This is a genomic window from Candidatus Acidiferrales bacterium (assembly GCA_035515795.1).
GTDB lineage: Bacteria > Bacteroidota > Ignavibacteria > Kryptoniales > JAKASW01 > JAKASW01.
In genome coordinates, this window is sequence record DATJAY010000014.1 from 1 (window position 1) to 20,343 (window position 20,343).

Here is a 20,343-nt window from a genome sequence, read left to right on the forward strand (position 1 = left end):
AAATAGGTTCCATCACGAAGACTTTTACGGGTACCATGCTTGCAAAGCTCGTGTACGACGGAAAAGTCAAGAAAGATGATCCTGTAAAAAATTATCTCCCCATCACTTTGAATCAATCCTCGCTCAACGGAAAAGAAATGACCCTTGTTCAACTTGCAGATCATACGTCTGGGCTCCCTTTTGAACCGACCAACGTGAGGAACGATGCTAAACATCCGTTTGACCGGTATGCTCCTTACAAAAACTACGGCACGGAACGATTATACGATTACCTGTCGCACCAACTGGTTCTGCAATCAACGCCTGGTGAAAAGAGGATATACTCAAATCTTGGAGGCGGTCTGCTCGGCCACATCTTGACTCTGATTTCGAAGAAATCATACGAAGAACTTATGTTTGAAACGATCTGCAGGCCATTGGGAATGTCTAACACATTCGTTGAACTCACACCAGATCGCGAACGCCGGATGGTCCATGGAAGATATCCAAACGGCGATCTGCTTCCATTTGGCGACGGCGATAGTGATGCGCTTATTGGTTGCGGCGGGATAAAGTCCTCTGCCAGAGACCTTGTGAAATATCTTAGAGCAAACATGACCGATACCACGTACTTCTACCTTGCCCAGAAACCGACAAAGCAATTCGACGAGCACTTTTCGGGAGCGCTTGGCTGGGCGCCCTACAGCGAGCGTGGCAAAGTTCATCAGGGAGCGTTTGGAGCTACACCAGGATATACGTGCGGGATAATTTTCGAGAGAAATACTAGAGTCGGCGTGGTTGTACTCACGAACGTTTCGGCATATCTTGCCGCAAAAGCCAACTACACTGAAGGATTATGCCGTGCACTTTACGATCCACTACCGTTTGCCTCCGAGAAAAAGCAGTGAGTATGAGTTTATCAAATTTGTTGATGTCGTCACTACAATGGAACGGCACACTGCGCCTAACATGCCGCGTCACGACGTTCGATTATTATGTACCCTCCGCCCCTGATGCACCTCTATACTTTGTTCCAGAGGCAGCCGCGGGAAAACAGTTTTTATTTCTCCTCCGCTAATCATAATTTAAGCTTTGCAATAAAGAAACAAACGACATGGGGCCTTTAGCCTGCGAGTAATGTGTGGTTCCATGTGGTTATCTGCCACGTATGACCAGAATTTATTATATTATAGAAAAAGGAACCTGAAATGACCGTAAAGACGTTCTCCGCTGTCCTTCATCGTGAAGAAGATATGTATGTGGCTGAATGTCCTGAAGTTGGAACCGTTAGTCAGGGATCGACTGTAGAGGAAGCTGTCTCTAATCTTAAGGAAGCAACGGAGTTATACCTGGAGGAATTCCCTCTGAAAGAGATTGAGAAGCCGCTTCTGACGACTTTTGAAGCAGCAGTCAATGCCTGACCCGCACGGTATTTCTGGACGGGAGGCGATAAAGGCGCTCGAGCGGCTTGGATTTATTCAAATTCGGCAGAGAGGCAGCCATGTCATCCTGAAGAAGTCGTCTCCTGCAGGGGATGTTGGTTGTGTCGTACCATTGCACAAAGAACTGAAGGTGGGGACGCTACATGGAATACTCAAACTCGCAAAAGTAGAAGTGGAAGAGTTTATAAAGAATCTTTAGCTGAAAAAATCATGGAGTGGATCCTCTTTTTCCCCCTACCTCTATCTCACCCTCACAATTTCTTCCGGCGCGGGGAAAACAGTTTTTATTTCTTCTACGCTAATCATAATTTAAGCTTTGCAGTAAAGAAACTAGCGGCAAGGCGCATTTGAAGTAGCTATAGGAACATTGGTTTGCGCGCCATTATGAAATACATATTCGTTGCAGTTCTAGTTGAGGTAGTGGTTCAGTCGATGAGCGGTCAAGAGCTAAAGGACCACCGTAGCCGTCATCAAGTTTACTTTGAAGATTCCACACACGTGTTCTGGACTTCCTGGCCAACTCCATTCTCTCCACCTACTGTAACGCGCACAACGAAAGGCCTCATGTGCGGTTACCTTACGTTCTATTGTGATTTGACAGATAGTGTACAAGTTGAGATCGTTGACGGAGACACCGCTGATATAGTAAACGAAGCGACCGTGACACCAGACTCTGGACACGATTTCAGTGTATGTTATTGGGTTGCGGGCACAAGTTTCCCACAAGACCAATTGCCGTCGAACTGTTTCAAACGTAAGGATAAATACGCGCTCAGCGTGTTGCTCATCGTAAATGGACGAAAGAAGTGTTTGACTGTAGGAGTCGGCAATCTCCTGCAAGGATGGTACTGCTGGATTGATGAAGGACATAGGAAGAGGTGAACGGCGCCTTCATTCGCTCCTGCGCACAACAACGCCAACCGCGACGTTCGATTATTATGTACCCTCTGCCCCTGACCCGGCTTCATAGTTTGTTCCAGGGCCAGCCGCGGGGAAAACAGTTTTTATTTCTCCTCCGCTAATCATAATTTTAACCGTGCTTTGCAATAAAAATCTAATAGTACGTATAAAATGCTGCCGGTGGCGGAAAAAAGAAATTCATTCTTATGGCAGTTAGCCGCAACTAGCGGCAAGACGTGCACTTCGACAGGCAATGAATTATCAACTTCATTAAGATAAGGAACGACAATGTGGAGTTCATTTATCAAAACAAGAGTTAATCCTTCCTATTTTTATCTCTTGTTAGGTTTCGCATTCCTTTTCTTTTCCAACGGAAGATGGATTTTACCGGCGGCGGCATTTGCTTCTCCGATATTCTTAATAAGGTTTCTCCGGTTCCAAAAACCCTTCAAAGGATTTGTATTCCTGATAATTGCCGGATGGGTCTCGAACATCTTCATCTGGAAAGGAATGATGCCGGCTTCAGGCTTCTTCTATTATTTTCTGATGCTGATGATGAGCGTCTTTACTTCACTCACCTTTGTCATCGACCGGATATTTTCCCGGCGATTGAAAGGAATTGTTTCGACTTTCGTATTCCCTTCCATCTACGTAACCATGGAATACATTGTTGTCTCGACAAATCCATCGGGTTCGTACGGAACGCTGGCACATACGCAATCGTCGTTGCCACTGTTACAACTCGTTTCTCTTACCGGCATTTGGGGAGTGACATTTGTCATTACATGGACAGCATCTGTAGTTAATTGGCTTTGGGATCATGCATTTGCGAAAAAGATACTTCGCCAGGCTTTTTGGGCTTACGCATTGCCGGTTCTGGTCGTCATCATTTTCGGTCAAATTCGATTATCCATACCGGTTGAATCCAAGACCATACGAGTCGCTTCGATCAACATTCGCAAGACATACTGGGAAAATCGTTTTAAGGCGAACAATGATTCGATCACACAAGAAATCAACAATGACTTCTTAGGCAATTGCGATATCGCCGCTTCTTCACAAGCACGGATTGTTTTTGGAACAGAGGAACTTATAAACCTGCCGTTCGACAGGGAGACTGCATTCGTAGAAAGAGCGAAGGCGATAGCTCAGAAAGACAGCATCTACTTAGGGCTGCCGATGTGTATTTTCCCGAACGGCTATCCGCGGGTTCCCTCTATAAATAAAATCACATGGATTTCACCCGGTGGGCAGCTACTCTTCACTTATTGCAAGGCCAAACCAACTCCAGGTGAAGGATCGTACGGTGACGGTGTGATACGATATTTCGATTCGCCGTACGGGCGTATTGGTTCTGCAATTTGTTTCGATATGGATTTCCCCGCACTTATTCGCCAGGTTCACACCATGAACATCGATATGATGCTGGTCCCCGGAAACGATTGGAAAGAAATTGCTCCATACCACACATACGTCGCATCAATCAGAGCGCTCGAGCAGGGATTCAATTTGGTCAGGGCAGTATCCCAGGGATTCTCCGCTTCATTCAATTATAAAGGACAGGTGATATCGTCGCAAGATTTTTATAGAACCAACGATTTAATTCTTTACTCCGACGTACCTATGAAAGGGGGACCTACCGTGTATTCTGTGGTAGGAGATTTATTCGCCTGGCTTTGCATCATCGGATTTCTGATAATTATCGTATCGTCTTTGTTCCAGCGTAAAGCGGATATGACCTCAACTAAGGAATAGCGGTGATGTTGCGAAAACATTGTGTTGCGGTTAACACGCGCAAAAAAGATGCTCGATTATTTTATACCATGGTGTTCATTTTGTGACACGAGCGAGGTACGCTGGAGGCCGTGCTAAAGGTGGATTATTATATAAATGTGACAACCTGAAAAGCTAAAAACATGAACGAGAAATTCACTAATTTTACACCGTACATAATTTTGATTCTTGGGGTATCCATCTATTGGTTAACAGCATTTCCAACTATAACATGGTGGGAGTCAAGCGAATATTCCGCAGCGGCAGTTTGCCTTGGAATAACCGGAGCGCCGGGATCAATAATATTGACAGCTCTTGGATGGTTGGCGGTAAAGATTATCCCGTTAAATCCAGCCCTCGATTTGAATCTATTCGCTGGTCTTATTGGTGCTTTAACAGTATACGCTTCATTTCTTCTTTGGAGAGAAATACAAAGATGGCACAACGATAACCTGTATGATCTTGGGCCAATAGAAAATTGTGCTTTGATTATTACATCATTGATAATAATGTGTAGTTCAAGTCTTTGGGAATATTCTACAATCTTTGCACCATATATTCTGACGGCACTTTTTACCGTGCTGATTCTATGGGTTCTATTAAAGTGGTGGACAGCGGCTGATTCAGAGATTTCATGGAAGTACATTTTTGCGATTACCCTTTTGTTGGGAGTTGATTTTAGCGTTCATCGCACAAATGCAGTGCTTATACCCGGAATTATTGTGTTGATGTTGGTCAGGAACTATAAACTTATCAAGAGTTTGAAAACTTACTTAGCGGCGTTCTTGGGAGTCATGCTAGGCTTATCGGCACAATTACTATACATTCCCATGTCTTTAAGAGACCCGATGATGAATTTGGGAGAGACAAATGATATTCAGCGTTGGTGGGATTTCATCTCGCTAATACAGTATGGAGGTGGCTTTTTATTGGATATAATTGCACGCAAAGCCCCTTTCTGGTCTTACCAAGTGCCCTATTATTTCAAAATATTCGGCGGGCAATTTTGTTTTCTTGATAAATCAAGCATTGTACTTGGATTCGTCCCGGCAATTTTAGGAATATTAGGTATCGCTTACCTCATAACGCTGAATAAAAAGTTGGGTTGGACGTTGTTAATTTTTTTCGTCCTCACAGTTGCAGTTTCTATAATAAATTTCAACGTTCCCGAGAATTACTTTCGAACGATTGACCGTCATTATCTTCCTACCTTTGTCATTTTCGCAGTCTTTATTTTTGCCGGGGTTTGCTTTTTGTTCGAACTACTTAAGAAAATTAATGGTAAGACCAAAGTTGTCACTACGTCGATTTTAATTCTCGTTCTGGTTTTTACCTTCCTGGTTCAACTGAACAGAAATTTACCGTCTCGAAATAACTCAAATAATAGGATAGCATACAACCATGCAAGAAACATTCTGGAATCCGTTGATAGGGGTGGTATATTATTTAGTAACGGGGATAATAACCTTTTTCCTGAACTATATGTTCAAATTGGCGAAGGATTCAGATCTGATATAACAGGATGCAATTTATCCTTATTAAATTTGGATTGGTATCTTAAACAACAAGAGCGACATGATAAGAATTTTCCATCTGTTGGGAAGAAGCTTGAGACATGTAATGCTTTTCGTCCAAAATGGAAGATCGCTAATTGTGAAATACCATTGGATTCATCCGTACAAAGAGAATATCACACGAGTACGCGATTGGTTAATTTTTCCTTGCCCGCGATCAGAAATGACAGTTCTGTTTGGCCGCAAGACATAGCGTTGTTCGATATTATAAGAGCGAATAGATGGAGACGACCAATTTATTTCATCAAACTAGGACTTGATGCCGAATTAAATGAATGGCTAAGAACCTATCTAGTCGATGAGGGATTGGTCTTCAAACTTGTTCCAGATTCATCTACAAAGACAAATATAGAGGCTGTCGAGGATCACATTCGCAAATACAACCTCGAAGGCTACGATAACAATTCAGTTCATCTTGAAGATGCTTCTTTGGACATAGGCAATTTCTACTATGGAATATTTTTAGATCTGATCAACGACAAATTAAGAAAGCATGAGATCAATAATGCTAAGAAGTATTATAATGAAATGATTGATAAGTTACCTGTAGAAAGACTCCGACCAGATAAGGAAGTACTGAAGGAAATTAATGAAATAAAGGTACAATTGTGCTCTCACTAATATATGTCGTACTTCGATCATTATCGGACAAAAAGCAAGGAAACGTGGATCGGAACGAGATGCTCGATTATCATATACCCTCCGTTCCTGACGCAGCTTCATACCTTGTTCCGGAGGCTGTTGCGGGAAAACAGTTTTTATTTCTCCTCCGCTAATCATAATTTTAAATGTGCTTTGCAGTAAGAAAGCAAACATGTGATACTCTCCATAACATGTTGGAAATGTCGGGTTGCCTTAATGGAATCTCCTATCATGTTTTGCTATCTTTGTTCACAATAAGAATAATCCATGCCCAAATCGAGAACAAAAAAAAGAATCGACCTGACCGACAAGAAATATAATCTTGTTAAGTCGAAGGTTGGAGAACAAAAACCTAAATACAAAGCTCATCCTGTTCTCGGTTTATTTGAAACAGAATCTGATTTGTTAAGCATCAAAGAAGCTGCGGAATGGGCGACCAACCACCTTGGAAAGAAAGTAACACCATCAAATATCTCGTATTTGATTCAATACGGTCGGGTGCGAAAACACGGCGAGAATGGCACCGCGCAAATTTCGATGCAGGAGTTGAAAAATTATTATCAATCCTTCAACGGTCGCAGAGAAATAACATGGAAAGATCAACTCGGAAAAGATTTAAACTGGGCACTCTCATTCGACCAATACACAGAAGCGGAGACGACGAAGCATGTGCACAGGTTGCATCCGTACAAAGGAAAATTCATTCCGCAATTGGTCGAGTACTTTCTGGACGAACATACCGACGCTTTTAAGAAGAAAGCGTACTTTCATAAAGGAGACATTATTCTCGATCCGTTTTGCGGAAGCGGAACAATGCTGGTACAAGCAAATGAACTTGGCATGCACGCCGTCGGCATCGATGTTTCCGCATTTAATGCACTAATCAGCAATTGTAAGATCACGAAATTCGATCTTATCGACGTTCATAAAGAGATTCAACGAATAACCATCGCATTGAAGGAATTTCTTGCCGACTCCCATACCTTAGAGTTTGAAGAAAGACTATTACAGGAGCTATATAAGTTTAACAATGAATTCTTTCCGGTGCCGGAATACAAATACAAAGTTAAACGGGAAGAAATTGACGAAGAATCATACGGAGCGGAAAAAGACAAAGAATTTCTACCGATCTTCCAGAATCTCGTAAAGGAGTACCATATCAAAGTTCGGCAGGACAAGGAAGACACTTTCTTGGATAAATGGTATTCTCCTCATATTCGCAATGAAATCGAGTTTGTCTTTGGTGAAATAAAAAAGATCAAGAACCACGACACCAAGAAAATTGTCAGCATTATCCTAAGCCGAACGATTCGTTCCTGTCGTGCCACCACCCATGCAGATTTGGCGACACTTCTTGAGCCTGTTACAAGCACTTATTATTGTGCAAAGCATGGTAAAATATGCAAGCCGCTCTTCTCTATTTTGAAATGGTGGGAGACATACACCAAAGATACTGCGATGCGTTTGGCGCAATTCAAGAGGCTGCGAACAGAAACATTCCAATATTGTCTAACAGGAGATAGCAAGGCCATTGACATTTTGGGGGAAATTGAAAAACACGATCAGACATTTGCCGCGCTTATCAAGAAAGAAAAGATCAGAGGCATATTTTCCAGTCCACCGTATGTGGGATTAATTGACTATCATGAACAGCACGCTTATGCTTATGATCTGTTTGGTTTCAAACGGCAAGATGAATTAGAAATCGGTCGTATGGCGAACGGGCAGGGTCGGGAAGCAAAGGAGAATTATGCAAAAGGCATCGCTGAAGTTCTGACAAACTGCAAGCAGTTTTTAGCAAAGGATTACGATGTATTTTTGGTGGCAAACGACAAATGGAATCTATATCCTGACATTGCTGAGAATGCGGGGATGCATATAGTGGAACGTTTCAAACGACCAGTTTTAAATCGCACTGAGAGAGACAAGTCTGCATATGCGGAAACAATTTTCCATTTGAAAGGAAAATAGATGGCATTATCAAAAGATGATAAGAATCGAATTGTGGAGGTCATAAAAGTTTGTCTTCGTAGTAAGTTTGAAAATTACAAACCCGAGACTGATAACATGCCGTTTCACTACCGGTTGCTTGGAAAAGATAGGATGGCGTTGTTCTCATTTATTCAATCATTGAATACTACTTTTGGTGCTTCGATATATGAACCAGTTGCCCTCGAATTAGCACGTCCAACTTTTAAGGAAGTTCACTGTCAATATGAATTAGGTAAAACAATTACCTCTGGTGCCCAAAATGAAATTCAAAAAATTATGAACAATCTATCGGTAGGGGGTGATGTGAATAAAAAAGAAGAGACAGAACAAATTAGAAACGCAGCTCAAAAAGGAAAACAAAATAGTTTACGGTCTGTAAAAGTTGACTTGTTCTTGATTTCTAAATCAAACGAAGTTTTTATGTTTGACCTTAAAACGGTTAAACCAAACAAAGGCGATTTTATTTCTTACAAGAGAAATATGTTAGAATGGTTGGCAATTTATTTCTTTAAGAATCCGCAAGCAAAAGTAAACACTCTTATTTCAATACCTTATAATCCTTATGAGCCAGAGCCATATAAACGGTGGACAATGAAAGGGATGTTAGATCTAAAAAATGAAGTTAAAGTTGCGGACGAGTTCTGGGATTTTCTTGCAGGGAAAGGGACATATAACGAATTACTCGATTGCTTCGAAACAGCGGGAATAGAACTTCGCCCAGAAATTGATAATTACTTTTCAAAATTTAATAACTCTTTTGGTAAACGTGGGAGCTAATTTGATTGAGAGTACTTCTTCTCAAAAAAGAGTTGTTCATCTAAAGGATTTGCAATTATCCGATGTCCTGAAAAAAATAAATCCTTACGTCCTTCGATCTACGCAAGTCTTTACAGCAGAACAGATAGTGAAGTATTTACTCTACGCTTATCTCTCCTCAAACAAAATAGTTTTAAGAAAGCACAAGAACTTCCTGGAAGTGTATTCACGAATAGTCAACATATTTACTCAACAATTCGTAGAAGAATTTTGCTCGCCCGATGGCAAAATCGACTGGAACAAGCTAGCACACTTCAATAGCGGGAACTAAGAGTCCGCTTAAGTTTTTCCCGACAAACGATTCTGTAGATTTACCTCGCCTAGTAAGCTCAAAAACGCTGTCGCTTTCGCTTATCCTATTCATTCCTCTTTTACGTTCTCATTAAATCCCGTGACCGCCACCCCGCAGGGTGGCGCTATCGCGTGCAGTGATACGTTACTGAGTTACTCACGACAACCGAGCATATTCCCCGCGTACCTCTCTCGCAAAAAAATGCCATGGCCTTCATTTTCTTCTTGACTTCACCATCTCCATGATATACATTTAAACCGAGAGGCGAGAGGTCGTGCCACCCCTCAAACTTAAGACTGAACCAATTGTAATCCCGCCAGGGGCGGGATCCTCTTTCGCGAAATACCATCTTTAAGCCTGAGCAGTTTGCTGTTTGGGCAAACCGTCTCGGCTGCGAGGAGATCGAGCGCAGTCCTGTCAGAGGGACTCACAGCACCATCCAAATGAAATGAAGCGCCGCCGTGCGTTTTTGCATGGCGACGAATGCATGTAAGCTATGATGCACCTTGATATAGATACATGGATACGCCTGGATGCGCGTCTGAACCGAGATATTGAGGAACGGACACTTCCGGAAGCCGTTAGTACGGAAGAAATCGCCGCTCGTCCGGGCCATATTGACGATCGCCGGGGCCATATCGACCACCGACTCTGCAATATTGAGTGTCGCCGCGCTGATTTCGATGATCGCCAAGTCGATATCGGCATTCGTCATGATGATATCGACGTTCGACGGCGTAATATTGGTAGTCGTCGGGATAATATCGACAATCGTCGGGGCCATATTGAGGTTCGTCGCGGCCATATCGGTAATCGTCACTTCCATATTGACCATCGCTGGAGAATTATCGGCGGTCGTCCGATCCATTTTGACGACCGTTTTGAAATATTCAATCAAACTCAATAACCAACCATCAAACAGAAGGGACAAACTATGGACAAAAAGCACGAAAACAGGAACACGATGTACGAGGCGGTGGATCAATTCTTCATCGAGAAGAAACCTGCGGGGCCAATGATCACGGCGCTTGCCGATGAGATCACCGCGCTTCACAATGTCGTGGCCAGCATCAAGTCAAAGGACGAAGAACTTATTGCGGCGGTCAAAGGCGGCAAGACGGAGGCAAAGGCCAGTGCACGTGATTCGATGCTCAACCTGCTCTACCGGATCATTGCAAACCTGAGATCGATCGCGCGGAAAACCGGCGATTCGGCGCTGCAAGACCTGACCGATATATCCGATTCCAGGGTAGCCATGAAAAGAGACACGGAGCAGCGTGATTTCGCGAACGCGATACTAAAGGCTGCGGTGGCAAATGCTTCGAAGCTGACAGCCTACGGCGTGGACGACGCGATGCTTGCGGACCTGAAGAGCCGCATCGACACATTCGGAGGAATGATAGGTTCGCGGGAAGCCGGGTCGTCTGAAGCGTCAACGATAAGGCAAGCCCTGTACGGCCTGTTCGTTCAAGCAGACGCTATTCTCGACGACATGGACGACACGATGCGGTCATACGAAAGTACCGACCCCGATTTCTATAACGAGTACAATTTGCTCAGGCCTGTGAAAGCGACGGGGATAAGACACAAGCACCCGCCGCAGCCGACGACCAAACCTCAGGCGGCAGGGACGAAGTAACTCTCTTCTAGTTTCCACGCTCCGCGTGGGAACTAGATGCCCCCTGTCCCCCTCTCTAACCTGTTAGAGAGGGGGACTAAGGAGGTGAGTTGGTAGCGAGACAGGAAGGAACATTTCGATGCCATCGCCGCCTGCGAAGTGGCGGTCCGCCTTTTCCTCTTCGCCTACTTCATCAACACCATCGCCTGGAGGGTTTGAACATTTTAAAATTGAATTTTATCTTTCAAGCGAAAGGAGATCGCCGGATGACAAAACTGCTTGAAAATGCAATATCAAGGATAAAGAGGCTGTCTGAGGACGAACAGGATAGCATGGCGCAGATCATCCTGGAAGAACTCGATGACGAAAAGCTGTGGAACGAACAGTTTGCTAATTCGCAGGACAAACTCGCTGCCATAGCAAAAAAAGTCAAAGAAGATATAGCCGGAGGGCGAACGACAAAGGCCGGTTGGGATGAGTTGTGATCTCCTCTCTGACTGAGGATTTTCGCAAATGTTTTTACCAGCTTCCTGAGTAAGTTAAGAGTCAAGCAAGGAAGACCTACAACATATGGGCAACTGATCCTTTTCACAAGAGTCTGCAATTCAAGAAGGTTCATACGGAAGAAGAGGTTTGATCTGTGAGGATAGGAAAGCAATGGAGAGCCCTCGGCTTAAGAGATGGGGATAAAGTTACATGGTTTTGGATCGGCTCTCATTCGGACTATGACAAGCTCCTCTCGCAGTTCTGAGTTTCAATTTCCTTTTTTACAATCCCACCCTTTATTCTGCCCCGCAATCTGAAAATCACAAACAAAACAACGACTGTCATGCCAGCGAAAGCTGGCATCCAGAGCTAAAGACTGGTTTCCGGCTTTCGCCGGAATGACCACGAGAACGAAACTGAGCCAGTGCCAAATTTCTTTATCGAGACGAACTTCTCTCCGTTGTTTCCTTCAGCTGCGATGCTGTAGAAATACATTGCGTCCGGATATACTCACCCTCTCCGATGGAATTTACCCCCGCATATAACTCGTGTGCGGTCGGTTTCCCCCCTCTCTAAACTTAGAGAGGGGGATCAAGGGGGTGAGTAAGACCCTACTTCATCAACACCAATTTCTTTATCGAAACGAACTTCTCTCCGTCATTCCCTTGCGCTGCTATCCTGTAAAAGTAAACTCCACTCGCAAATCTGTCCATGTATATGTTCTCGTCGTATCTTCCGGCATTCATTGTCCCATAGTTGTACTCGAGAACTCTCTGTCCGAGTACATTGTAAATATCCAGGGCAACACTCGATTGTTCCTTTAGGTCAAATCGTATCGTGGTACTTGGGTTGAACGGGTTTGGATAGTTCTGGTAAAGAGCATAAGATTTCGGAACGTCAACGGTCACGGAAAGAGTCGTTAAGTCACTCGTTGCCATTGATTGTGAGTTGACGCTCTGGATCTTGTAATTGTAAGCGGCTCCCGACTTCACTTTCGTATCGACAAACTGGTACGCTCTCCCAGTCGTGCTTGTGCCAAGTCCTTTCAAACCGTCGTCTGTCTTGTAGTTTGCGATTGTTTCCCAATCCGCAATACGCAATCCGACATCCGAAATGCTTTGCCTTAGCACATTGAATCCCGCGTTATTGACTTCCGATTGTGTGCTCCATGAAAGCGTAACCGAACCGACATCGGATGTTGCATTGAAGTCCGTCGCCTGAACGGGAAGTGAAACGTCTCCCGGGTTATCCATGCCGGCGAAATTGTAGGAGTCTGTTCCTTCAACCGACTGGAAAAGTCCGCCTATATACACTCTCTTATTTGTGAATGAGAGCGCAATAGCATCGACGTAATCGTCTCCATTCGGATTCAATTTCGGATCCCAGCTTGTCGCATTACCTGATGCATCTATCGCCGCAATGCAGCCCCTCGTCACAGTTAGGCCCGCGAGAGTCCTGAACCATCCAGCCGCATAGACTGTCGAGCCATCTACGGCAAGAGCAAGTACGGAACCGTCCGCATTCGGATTCCATCCTTTCAGAGTGCCATCCGCATCTATCGCTGCAATGTAACTTCTCGTCACAGTTAGACCCTCAAGCATCGTGAAGTCTCCACCCGCATAAATCGTGTTACCATCGGAAGAAACCGCGAGTGCCAAAACATCGCCGTTCGCATTCGGATTCCAAGTTGTGATGGCTTTTCCATAGGTTATGCTGCTCGGATTTGCATCTATCGCAGCGATGCCGTTCCTCATCGCACCGCCAATGGTCCCCGTTCCCAAGAAACCACTAAAGTCCCCGAAGCCTCCGCCCGCATAAACCGTATTGCCATCGGGAGAAAGCGCAAGCGCAAAGACACCGCCGTTCGCATTCGGATCCCAGCCTGTGGCTGCGCCAGTGCCTGTTGCAGCTATGGCTGCAATGTAATTCCTCGTCGAGTCGCCAACGTTCGAGAAACCTCCACCACAATAGATAATTGTGCCATCTGGAGAGACCGCAAGTGCATAGACGTCGGCGTTCGCATTCGGGTTCCATGGTGTCGCACTACCAGTTGACGCAGATATTGCTGCGATGTAATTTCTCGTCTGTGCCCCAACACTTGTGAAGCTTCCACCTGCATAAACCGTATTGCCATCGGGAGAAAGCGCAAGAGCAGAAACAGTACTGTTCGCATTCGGATTCCAGCTTGTCACATTTCCTGTTGATGCATCCACGGCTGCGATATTATTTCTCGTCTGTCCGCCGACACTCGGGAAAGCTACGCAGGCATAGACTGTTGAGCCAGAGACTGCAAGAGCCCCGACATCACCGCCCGCATTCGGATTCCAGCTTGTCACAGTACCTGTAGATGCATCTATAGCTGCTATACGATTTCTGGCTACTGCTCCACCCGCAAGAGTCGTGAAATCTCCACCCGCATAAACGGTTGACCCGCCTGTCCCATTGGGAGAGACGGCAAGAGAAAATACGGGGCCGTTCACATTTGGATCCCAGTTTGTCGCATTACCTGTAGATAAGCTTATAGCTGCGAGTTGATTCCTCGTCGAGTCGCCAACTTTCGTGAATCCTCCACCGCAATAGATAATCGTGCCATCAGCAGAAAATGCAAGTGCAGTTACAATATTGTTCACATTCGGATTCCAGCTTGTCGCATTACCCGTCGATGCGTCTATCGCTGCGATGTGATTTCTGTCGGCACCGCCAATGCTGCCAGTACCGTTGAAACGTCCAACCGCATAAACTGTCTTCCCGTCGGAGGAAACCGCAAGCCCAAAGACATCATCGTTCGCATTGGGATCCCAGCTTGTCGCATTACCCGTGGATGCGTCTATAGCGGCTATATGATTTCTGGTTACCGTTCCACCCGCGAGAGCCGTGAACCATCCAGCCGCATAAACCGTATCGCCATCGGGGGAGGTCGCAAGAGCATAGACCCAACCGTTCGCGTTTGGGTTCCAGCTTGTCGCTGAGCCAGTACCTGATGCGGATATGGCTGCGATGTAATTCCTGTCCGCACCGCCGATGGTCACTCCAGGAACGCCACCGTCATTGAATTCTCCACCCACATAAACTGTTGATCCGGAGACTTTAAGCGCCCAAACTGTATCGTGCGGATTCGGATCCCAGCTTGCGTCGACACTTTTGTCCGCGTTGATATGTGCGAGATTGAAGAGTTTTATGCCACCAACAGAGGTAAAACTTCCGCCGATATACCATCCCCCTGACCCGTCCGGTGCCGCAGCAAAAACTTCTCCGCTTACATACGGGAAGCCCGATTCCACATTTCCTGTTGCAGTATCAAGAGCAACTCCATAGCCGGTATTGGGTCCGACGTAACTGAACACCCCGCCAAGATAGATGAGGTTGTGTTTTGCATCAAAAAGCAGTTCATACACCTGGTCATTTGTAATCGGAAGATTCGTTTGAAGTGTGGTTGTTCCATCATCAACCGTTTTCCTGTTCCCCGGAGAAATCATGGTGGATACCAATTTGCCGCTGCCTGACTTACTCGCGGAAGGCATTCGCTGAAATTTTCCATCCGCCTCGTAAGCACTATTTAAGTGATGGTGGTACCCCCAAAGGGAATCCTCCTTGGTTTGCCGCATCATCCATGGGGATGTGCCATTTGTCGTCTGCGCAATTGCCATGGAATAGACAAATGCCAGCGACAGGGCTAATAACGTCATTCCCGAATGTTTCAGTCGGGAAAAAGACTTAATGTAACGAAAATATCTCATGATGTTTCTTCCGGACTCTTTGTTATGAATAATATTTTCCTAACAGCGAAGCAGGCGAAGTTAGCCTTCCGAAGACTTCTAACGTCGCAAAGTTCCTGGTTTCGCTCCCCGACTTTGTGTCACGGCTTTATAAAAAAGCATTACTGTCTTTCCGGACGCCCCCGAGCGGAAATGACATAAATGTGGTTCGTCAATTTCGGATACCCGCTAAAGCAGGTGGATCAGTTAGTGCTGCTCAATCTACTTTTTCGGGACTATGTCAAGAATCTATATAAAAAGCCTTAAGGCTGCTAAACTCCGCCTTTAACCAATGGAGACGGAAAAGTATCTATTTGGGAACTGTACATAGAAAGGAAAATTATTTTGGAGCATATCGCGCAATCATTTTACAGGCACATAATAGCTTAGACTACCGCAAAAAACAAGATGGATTGGTGGTGTATCGATTTGAATATGTTTCACGCAAAGGACGCGAAGTGATCGCAAAGCACGCAGAGAAAAAAGTAAGTTTTTCCCGCTCATCGAGTTGAGTTGTCAACAAGGCGGCACTTTGCGATCTCTGCGTTTCTTCCTCTGCGAGCTTTGCGTGCCTACGGCATCTCTACGATCTATCTACGATACCGTAGGTATGACCCTCTACGAGGCCGACGGCTCGGCTCGTCGAGTCGTAGACCCCGTAGGGAGGCCGTAGGTCGTAGATAAAACCAAAATGAGACGCTACCGATGGATTCGATTTTACACGAAAGGTCGTTTTCCGCAATGTATCAGCCTCGAAGAAGGCGAACTTTATCCCAAGATTATTTCATCAAAACTAATTTCTTCATTGACACAAACTTCTGACCGTCACTTCCTTGCGCCAGAATTCTGTAGAAGTACACTCCGCTTGCGAACCTGTCCATGTTCACCACCTCGTTGAATCTTCCGGCGTTCATCGTTCCGTAATTGTTCTCAAGCACCCTTTGTCCAAGCACGTTGTAGATATCCAGTGTCACGTTCGATTGCTCCTTCAAATCAAACCGTATCGTGGTCGATGGGTTGAAAGGATTCGGATAGTTCTGGTAGAGAGCATAAGTTCTCGGTACATCTACTGTAACGGAAATTGTGGACAAATCTTTCGTCGTTCCGTTTGTCGATACACTCTGAATTTTGTATTGATAAGTTGCACCAGAGACGACATGGTTGTCCGTGAAGTCGTAGCTTCTTCCTGAGCTGCTTGTACCGAGACCCCTCAGACTGTCATTACTTGTGCAACTTGAAATGAGGCTGAACGAGGATGTGCCAGGATCCTTGCGAAGTACATTGAAGCCCGCGTTGTTAACCTCGCTCCGCGTTTTCCATGTCAGACTCACGGAACCTATATTTGCAGTCGCGAGAAAGTCGGTTGCCTGGACGGGAAGCGAATGGTCCGTCACGTTTATCAAATAGGGATAGCCGCCGTTGACTCCGCTGCTTATCGCCCATGTAGAGGTGAAATCCCAACCGGCGTTCGTAAAAGTCGCTTCCACTTTCATTGCGGAGTCAGATTCAGATGTGCCCGCTGCGCTGGTCGATTGGCCTGAGGTCCCTGTGTCCCAGACACTGCCGGTCACCGTGGACGATGTGCTATAACCAATCAATCCACCGATATAGTTGGTGCCGCTCACTGCTCCGGTGCTATAGCAGTAGTTCACCGGACTGTAGTTGTAACCTATAAGGCCGCCTGTTTCATAGCTGCCACTGCTGCTACTGACGTTCCCGGTGCTGTAGCAGTCGGTTATGGTACAATTCGAATAATTGTAGCCGATCAATCCTCCGGTGTCATACTGGCCGCCGGCGACGGTCCCGGTGCTGTAGCTCTTATCTACAGGACAATCCTGATAGTTATAACCGACAAGTCCGCCCGCAGCTTCACCGCCGCTGCTTACGGTGACATTTCCTGTCGCATAACATTCACTAATTGTGGATCGGGGTGTGTTATAGCCGATGAGTCCTCCCGCTTCACTGCTTGCGGTCACGTTTCCTGCGGCGTGACAATCAGTGAATGTCGAACCTAATTCGCTAATTCCCGCAAGTCCGCCGACACCCTGACCCGATGCGTCATTGACGGTGTCTGCACTCGAGCATCCATTTATTGAAGAAGAATCGTTATATCCAATGAGTCCTCCAACGTAGCCGCCCGCTCCTCCGTTAACACTTCCTGAAGCAGAGCATGAATCGATCACTGAAAAGGCGCTCAACCCGACGAGACCGCCCACCTCGCTTCCTCCGGTCACGCTTTCATTTACAAGATCGATATTTTCCAGCGTGTCATTTGCGGCGTCCCCGAACATTCCCACTTGGCTGGAACCGCTCGCAGAAATAAACAAGCCCGAGATTGTGTGTCCCTTCCCGTCATACGTGCCTGTGAAATCCGCTATAGAGTTGTTGCCAATCGGTGAAAATCCCGCCCCTGAATTCCAGTAGATGCTCGTCGAGGCGTCTATATTTGTATCCTGGACAAAGTGCGATCCCCAGGAGCTTAAGTTCTGCGTTATCCAATAGAGGTTTTGGAGTGAATCGATCCGGTATGGATCAGCGTTCGATACGCCGGTTCCGGAGGGTTGGACCGCCGCGAAGGCTGTTGTCGTAAAGCTGATTTCAACTCCTTCTCTGGAACCGTACGAGTTGGAGGCGAGAACCCTGTAGTAGTAAGTCGCACTTGAATTGAGTTTTGAAATATTCGCCGAAACCGATGAACCGTCCCATCCGCTTAATGGGCTTTGCGAAGCGACAGCTGTGTCAGGATAAGTTCCGGAAACCGTTCCGTAAACAAATTTTACCGTAGTCGTGCTTTTGTGCGACATCACCGTCCCATTGAGTGTCGCGGAGCTCCAACTTACATTTGTACCAGCATAGGTTGTGTCTGCCGGCGCGGATGCTACATACTGGGACTGCCACAGTAATCCAGGATATCCATTGCTGATGCCCGGATCGATTGCCCATGTATTTGTGAAATCCCATCCTCTCCCGGTAAAGGTGGATTCGGTATTCATTGAGGAAGTGTTCTCCGAATATCCGCCGGCGCTGCTTGACTGACCTGAAGTCTGAGTGTCCCAGAAAGAGTTCGTGATGTTCCCACCGTAACCCACCAATCCTCCGATAGGACTGCTGCCTCCGCTAACCTTGCCGTAGCTATAACAGTCGTTCACCGTGCATTCATAGACATAGCCGACCAATCCTCCCACATAACTTCCAGTGGCAGCGACACTGTCTGCACTGTAACTGTTGTAAATGTGCGATTCGCCGGCTGGATCCGAGAGCTCGCCCGCCAGTCCGCCTACATCACTTCCCCCAACGACGGTGCCAGCGCTATAACACCCTGTAATGACAGCACCATTTGTGCAAGCGCCCGTAAAACCGCCGGCATAGTTTGCGCCGCTGTCGATGCCCGTGCAATAACAATCGCTAATGGTGCTGCTTGCGTCGTTGTCCCCGGCAAAGCCGCCTGAGTAGTTGCCGGTGCATTTGACATTTCCCGAACTGTGACTGTTCGTTATCACTGCCGCTTGTTCATTCTGTCCTGTCAGGCCGCCGACAGCTAAAGTTCCGATTACTGAGCCCGTGCTGTAACTGCTATCGATCGTCGATGTCAGACCTGAGTTTACACCGATGTTTTCACCAACGAGCCCACCGACATTCTCCGCGCCGCTCACGTTACCCGAGCTGTAACATTTTTCCATTTGAGTATAATACTGGTTTACCCCCGTGAGCCCACCCACGTAATTTCCGGTGCCGGTGACATTACCGGTCGCATAACAATTAGTGACAGAGGACGCTGTTCCGTAGTTGCCCCCGGTGCCGGTCTCACTACTGTAATTAGTACCGGCGAGCCCGCCTACATTATTGCCGCCGCTAACGGTTGCGGTGCTGTGAGAATTACTCAATACGCCTCCGTGTATGTCTCCGACTAGTCCTCCGACGTTGTCGCCGTTTCCATCGACGACTCCGGCAATGTAACAGTCGTCGATAGTTGACAGTGTACTGCTTCCCGCAAGCCCGCCGGTATGATAGCCGCCGGTTATATTCACACTGTCGAGACCGAGGTTTTTTATTACTGCACCGTTGGCGTCTCCGAACAACCCGATGGCATTGCCGCTGCTCTGGGAAATAAACAGCCCTGTGATCGTATGGCCTTCGCCGTCATAATAGCCGGTGAAGTAATTAATGGTTCCCGTTGGATGTCCTATCGGAGTAAATCCGGCACCTGAATTCCAGTTCACGGTCTCATCCGCATTTATGTCGGCGGTCTGTACCAATGTATCCCCCCACGAACTTGAATCCTGGCTGATCCATAGAAGGTTTGCGAGTGAATCAATCTGGTACGGATCAGCGAGTGTGCCGCTGCCTGAGGGCTTGGCGGCGGTCTGGGCTTGTGCCGTTGGCAGAGACATATTTCCGAATACTATTATGAAAAATGTAGCAACAATTATGATCGAGTACCTGTTCTTCTTCATCTCTTCTCCATTTTACAATCCTTGCGAAAGTCTGTAACCTTACCATGATTGATTCGTGGTCTATTTCATCAACATCAGCTTTCCCGCTGAGCGGGATTTCGCCCCGCCCGTGCGGGGTTCAACTTTATCGAATGCACGCGCTCTTACCTCGGTAATCATGCCTCGAATTCACCATTCCATAGTTCCATTATTTTATCAGCATCAATTTCTTTATCGAGACGAACTTCTCTCCGTTGTTTCCCTGAGCCGCAATTCGGTATAAATAAACTCCGCTTGCAAATCTATCCATGTTTATGTTCTCGTCGTATCTTCCGGCGCTCATTGTTCCGTAGTTGCTCTCGAGAACTCTCTGTCCGAGTACATTGTAAATATCCAGGGCCACTGTCGATTGCTCCTTGAGGTCGAATCGTATCGTGGTACTCGGGTTGAACGGGTTCGGATAGTTCTGGTAAAGAGCATAGGTCTTCGGTACATTTACCGTAACGGAAAGTGTGGATAAGTCTTTAGTCGTTCCGTCAATCGATACGCTCTGGATTTCATACTGATACGTAGAACCAGAGGTCACTTTATTATCGGTGTAGTTGTATGATTTGCCCGTGCTGTTGGTGCCCATACCTCTA

Annotated in this window: 15 protein-coding genes; 11 read left to right on the forward strand and 4 right to left on the reverse strand. The window is 46.2% G+C overall.

The genetic code is table 11. From position 1 onward, the window contains the following. The 9 genes from VLX91_07900 to VLX91_07940 all read left to right on the forward strand — a co-directional run. A partial coding sequence (locus VLX91_07900) for a serine hydrolase domain-containing protein (GenBank protein ID HUI30125.1) occupies positions 1 to 887 on the forward strand: 887 nt, incomplete at its 5' end. 300 nt (positions 888 to 1,187) lie between these two features. Further along, positions 1,188 to 1,400 (forward strand): type II toxin-antitoxin system HicB family antitoxin, encoded by a 213-nt coding sequence (locus VLX91_07905; GenBank protein ID HUI30126.1) that lies wholly within the window; start codon positions 1,188 to 1,190, stop codon positions 1,398 to 1,400. Beyond that, positions 1,393 to 1,620 (forward strand): type II toxin-antitoxin system HicA family toxin, encoded by a 228-nt coding sequence (locus VLX91_07910; GenBank protein ID HUI30127.1) that lies wholly within the window; start codon positions 1,393 to 1,395, stop codon positions 1,618 to 1,620. Before VLX91_07905 ends, VLX91_07910 begins: the two co-directional genes overlap by 8 nt. A gap of 185 nt (positions 1,621 to 1,805) precedes the next feature. Beyond that, positions 1,806 to 2,303: a hypothetical protein gene (locus tag VLX91_07915; GenBank protein ID HUI30128.1), complete on the forward strand. Its 498-nt coding sequence runs from the start codon at positions 1,806 to 1,808 to the stop codon at positions 2,301 to 2,303. Positions 2,304 to 2,609: 306 nt separating this feature from the next. Continuing rightward, positions 2,610 to 4,076, forward strand: coding sequence for a nitrilase-related carbon-nitrogen hydrolase (locus VLX91_07920; protein HUI30129.1), 1,467 nt, complete (start codon positions 2,610 to 2,612; stop codon positions 4,074 to 4,076). Positions 4,077 to 4,237: 161 nt separating this feature from the next. Next, positions 4,238 to 6,289: a DUF2723 domain-containing protein gene (locus tag VLX91_07925; protein ID HUI30130.1), complete on the forward strand. Its 2,052-nt coding sequence runs from the start codon at positions 4,238 to 4,240 to the stop codon at positions 6,287 to 6,289. Between the two features lie 288 nt (positions 6,290 to 6,577). Then, positions 6,578 to 8,281, forward strand: a complete 1,704-nt coding sequence (locus VLX91_07930) for a DNA methyltransferase (protein ID HUI30131.1) — start codon at positions 6,578 to 6,580, stop codon at positions 8,279 to 8,281. Continuing rightward, positions 8,282 to 9,079, forward strand: a complete 798-nt coding sequence (locus tag VLX91_07935) for a TdeIII family type II restriction endonuclease (GenBank protein HUI30132.1) — start codon at positions 8,282 to 8,284, stop codon at positions 9,077 to 9,079. Position 9,080: 1 nt separating this feature from the next. Then, positions 9,081 to 9,389 carry a PmeII family type II restriction endonuclease gene (locus VLX91_07940; protein HUI30133.1) on the forward strand — a complete coding sequence of 103 codons (309 nt, stop codon included), beginning with the start codon at positions 9,081 to 9,083 and terminating at the stop codon, positions 9,387 to 9,389. A gap of 448 nt (positions 9,390 to 9,837) precedes the next feature. On the opposite strand, the gene VLX91_07945 is transcribed toward VLX91_07940, so the two are convergent. Further along, entirely contained in the window at positions 9,838 to 10,278 is a 441-nt protein-coding gene (locus VLX91_07945; protein HUI30134.1) for a hypothetical protein, read from the reverse strand. Between the two features lie 66 nt (positions 10,279 to 10,344). On the opposite strand from VLX91_07945, the gene VLX91_07950 reads away from it, so the two are divergent. Together VLX91_07950 and VLX91_07955 are read left to right on the forward strand one after the other, a co-directional pair. Next, entirely contained in the window at positions 10,345 to 11,049 is a 705-nt protein-coding gene (locus tag VLX91_07950; GenBank protein HUI30135.1) for a hypothetical protein, read from the forward strand. Between the two features lie 245 nt (positions 11,050 to 11,294). Next, the gene (locus VLX91_07955; GenBank protein HUI30136.1) at positions 11,295 to 11,513 is read left to right on the forward strand and encodes a hypothetical protein; all 219 of its coding nucleotides are present in this window, start codon (positions 11,295 to 11,297) and stop codon (positions 11,511 to 11,513) included. A 612-nt stretch (positions 11,514 to 12,125) separates the two neighbouring features. On the opposite strand, the gene VLX91_07960 is transcribed toward VLX91_07955, so the two are convergent. The 3 genes from VLX91_07960 to VLX91_07970 form a co-directional block, all read right to left on the reverse strand. After that, positions 12,126 to 15,251, reverse strand: coding sequence for a T9SS type A sorting domain-containing protein (locus tag VLX91_07960; GenBank protein HUI30137.1), 3,126 nt, complete (start codon positions 15,249 to 15,251; stop codon positions 12,126 to 12,128). A gap of 797 nt (positions 15,252 to 16,048) precedes the next feature. After that, positions 16,049 to 19,723, reverse strand: coding sequence for a GLUG motif-containing protein (locus VLX91_07965; GenBank protein ID HUI30138.1), 3,675 nt, complete (start codon positions 19,721 to 19,723; stop codon positions 16,049 to 16,051). A 187-nt stretch (positions 19,724 to 19,910) separates the two neighbouring features. Beyond that, the coding region (locus tag VLX91_07970; GenBank protein ID HUI30139.1) for a T9SS type A sorting domain-containing protein at positions 19,911 to 20,343 on the reverse strand (433 nt) is incomplete at its 5' end.

Coding starts and splice junctions, on each gene's coding strand:
- VLX91_07960 (HUI30137.1), bottom strand. CDS start 15,251: ATGAGATATTTTCGTTACATTAAGTCTTTTTCCCGACTGAAACATTCG.
- VLX91_07915 (HUI30128.1), top strand. CDS start 1,806: ATGAAATACATATTCGTTGCAGTTCTAGTTGAGGTAGTGGTTCAGTCG.
- VLX91_07950 (HUI30135.1), top strand. CDS start 10,345: ATGGACAAAAAGCACGAAAACAGGAACACGATGTACGAGGCGGTGGAT.
- VLX91_07905 (HUI30126.1), top strand. CDS start 1,188: ATGACCGTAAAGACGTTCTCCGCTGTCCTTCATCGTGAAGAAGATATG.
- VLX91_07925 (HUI30130.1), top strand. CDS start 4,238: ATGAACGAGAAATTCACTAATTTTACACCGTACATAATTTTGATTCTT.
- VLX91_07920 (HUI30129.1), top strand. CDS start 2,610: ATGTGGAGTTCATTTATCAAAACAAGAGTTAATCCTTCCTATTTTTAT.
- VLX91_07930 (HUI30131.1), top strand. CDS start 6,578: ATGCCCAAATCGAGAACAAAAAAAAGAATCGACCTGACCGACAAGAAA.
- VLX91_07955 (HUI30136.1), top strand. CDS start 11,295: ATGACAAAACTGCTTGAAAATGCAATATCAAGGATAAAGAGGCTGTCT.
- VLX91_07965 (HUI30138.1), bottom strand. CDS start 19,723: ATGAAGAAGAACAGGTACTCGATCATAATTGTTGCTACATTTTTCATA.
- VLX91_07945 (HUI30134.1), bottom strand. CDS start 10,278: ATGGATCGGACGACCGCCGATAATTCTCCAGCGATGGTCAATATGGAA.
- VLX91_07935 (HUI30132.1), top strand. CDS start 8,282: ATGGCATTATCAAAAGATGATAAGAATCGAATTGTGGAGGTCATAAAA.
- VLX91_07910 (HUI30127.1), top strand. CDS start 1,393: ATGCCTGACCCGCACGGTATTTCTGGACGGGAGGCGATAAAGGCGCTC.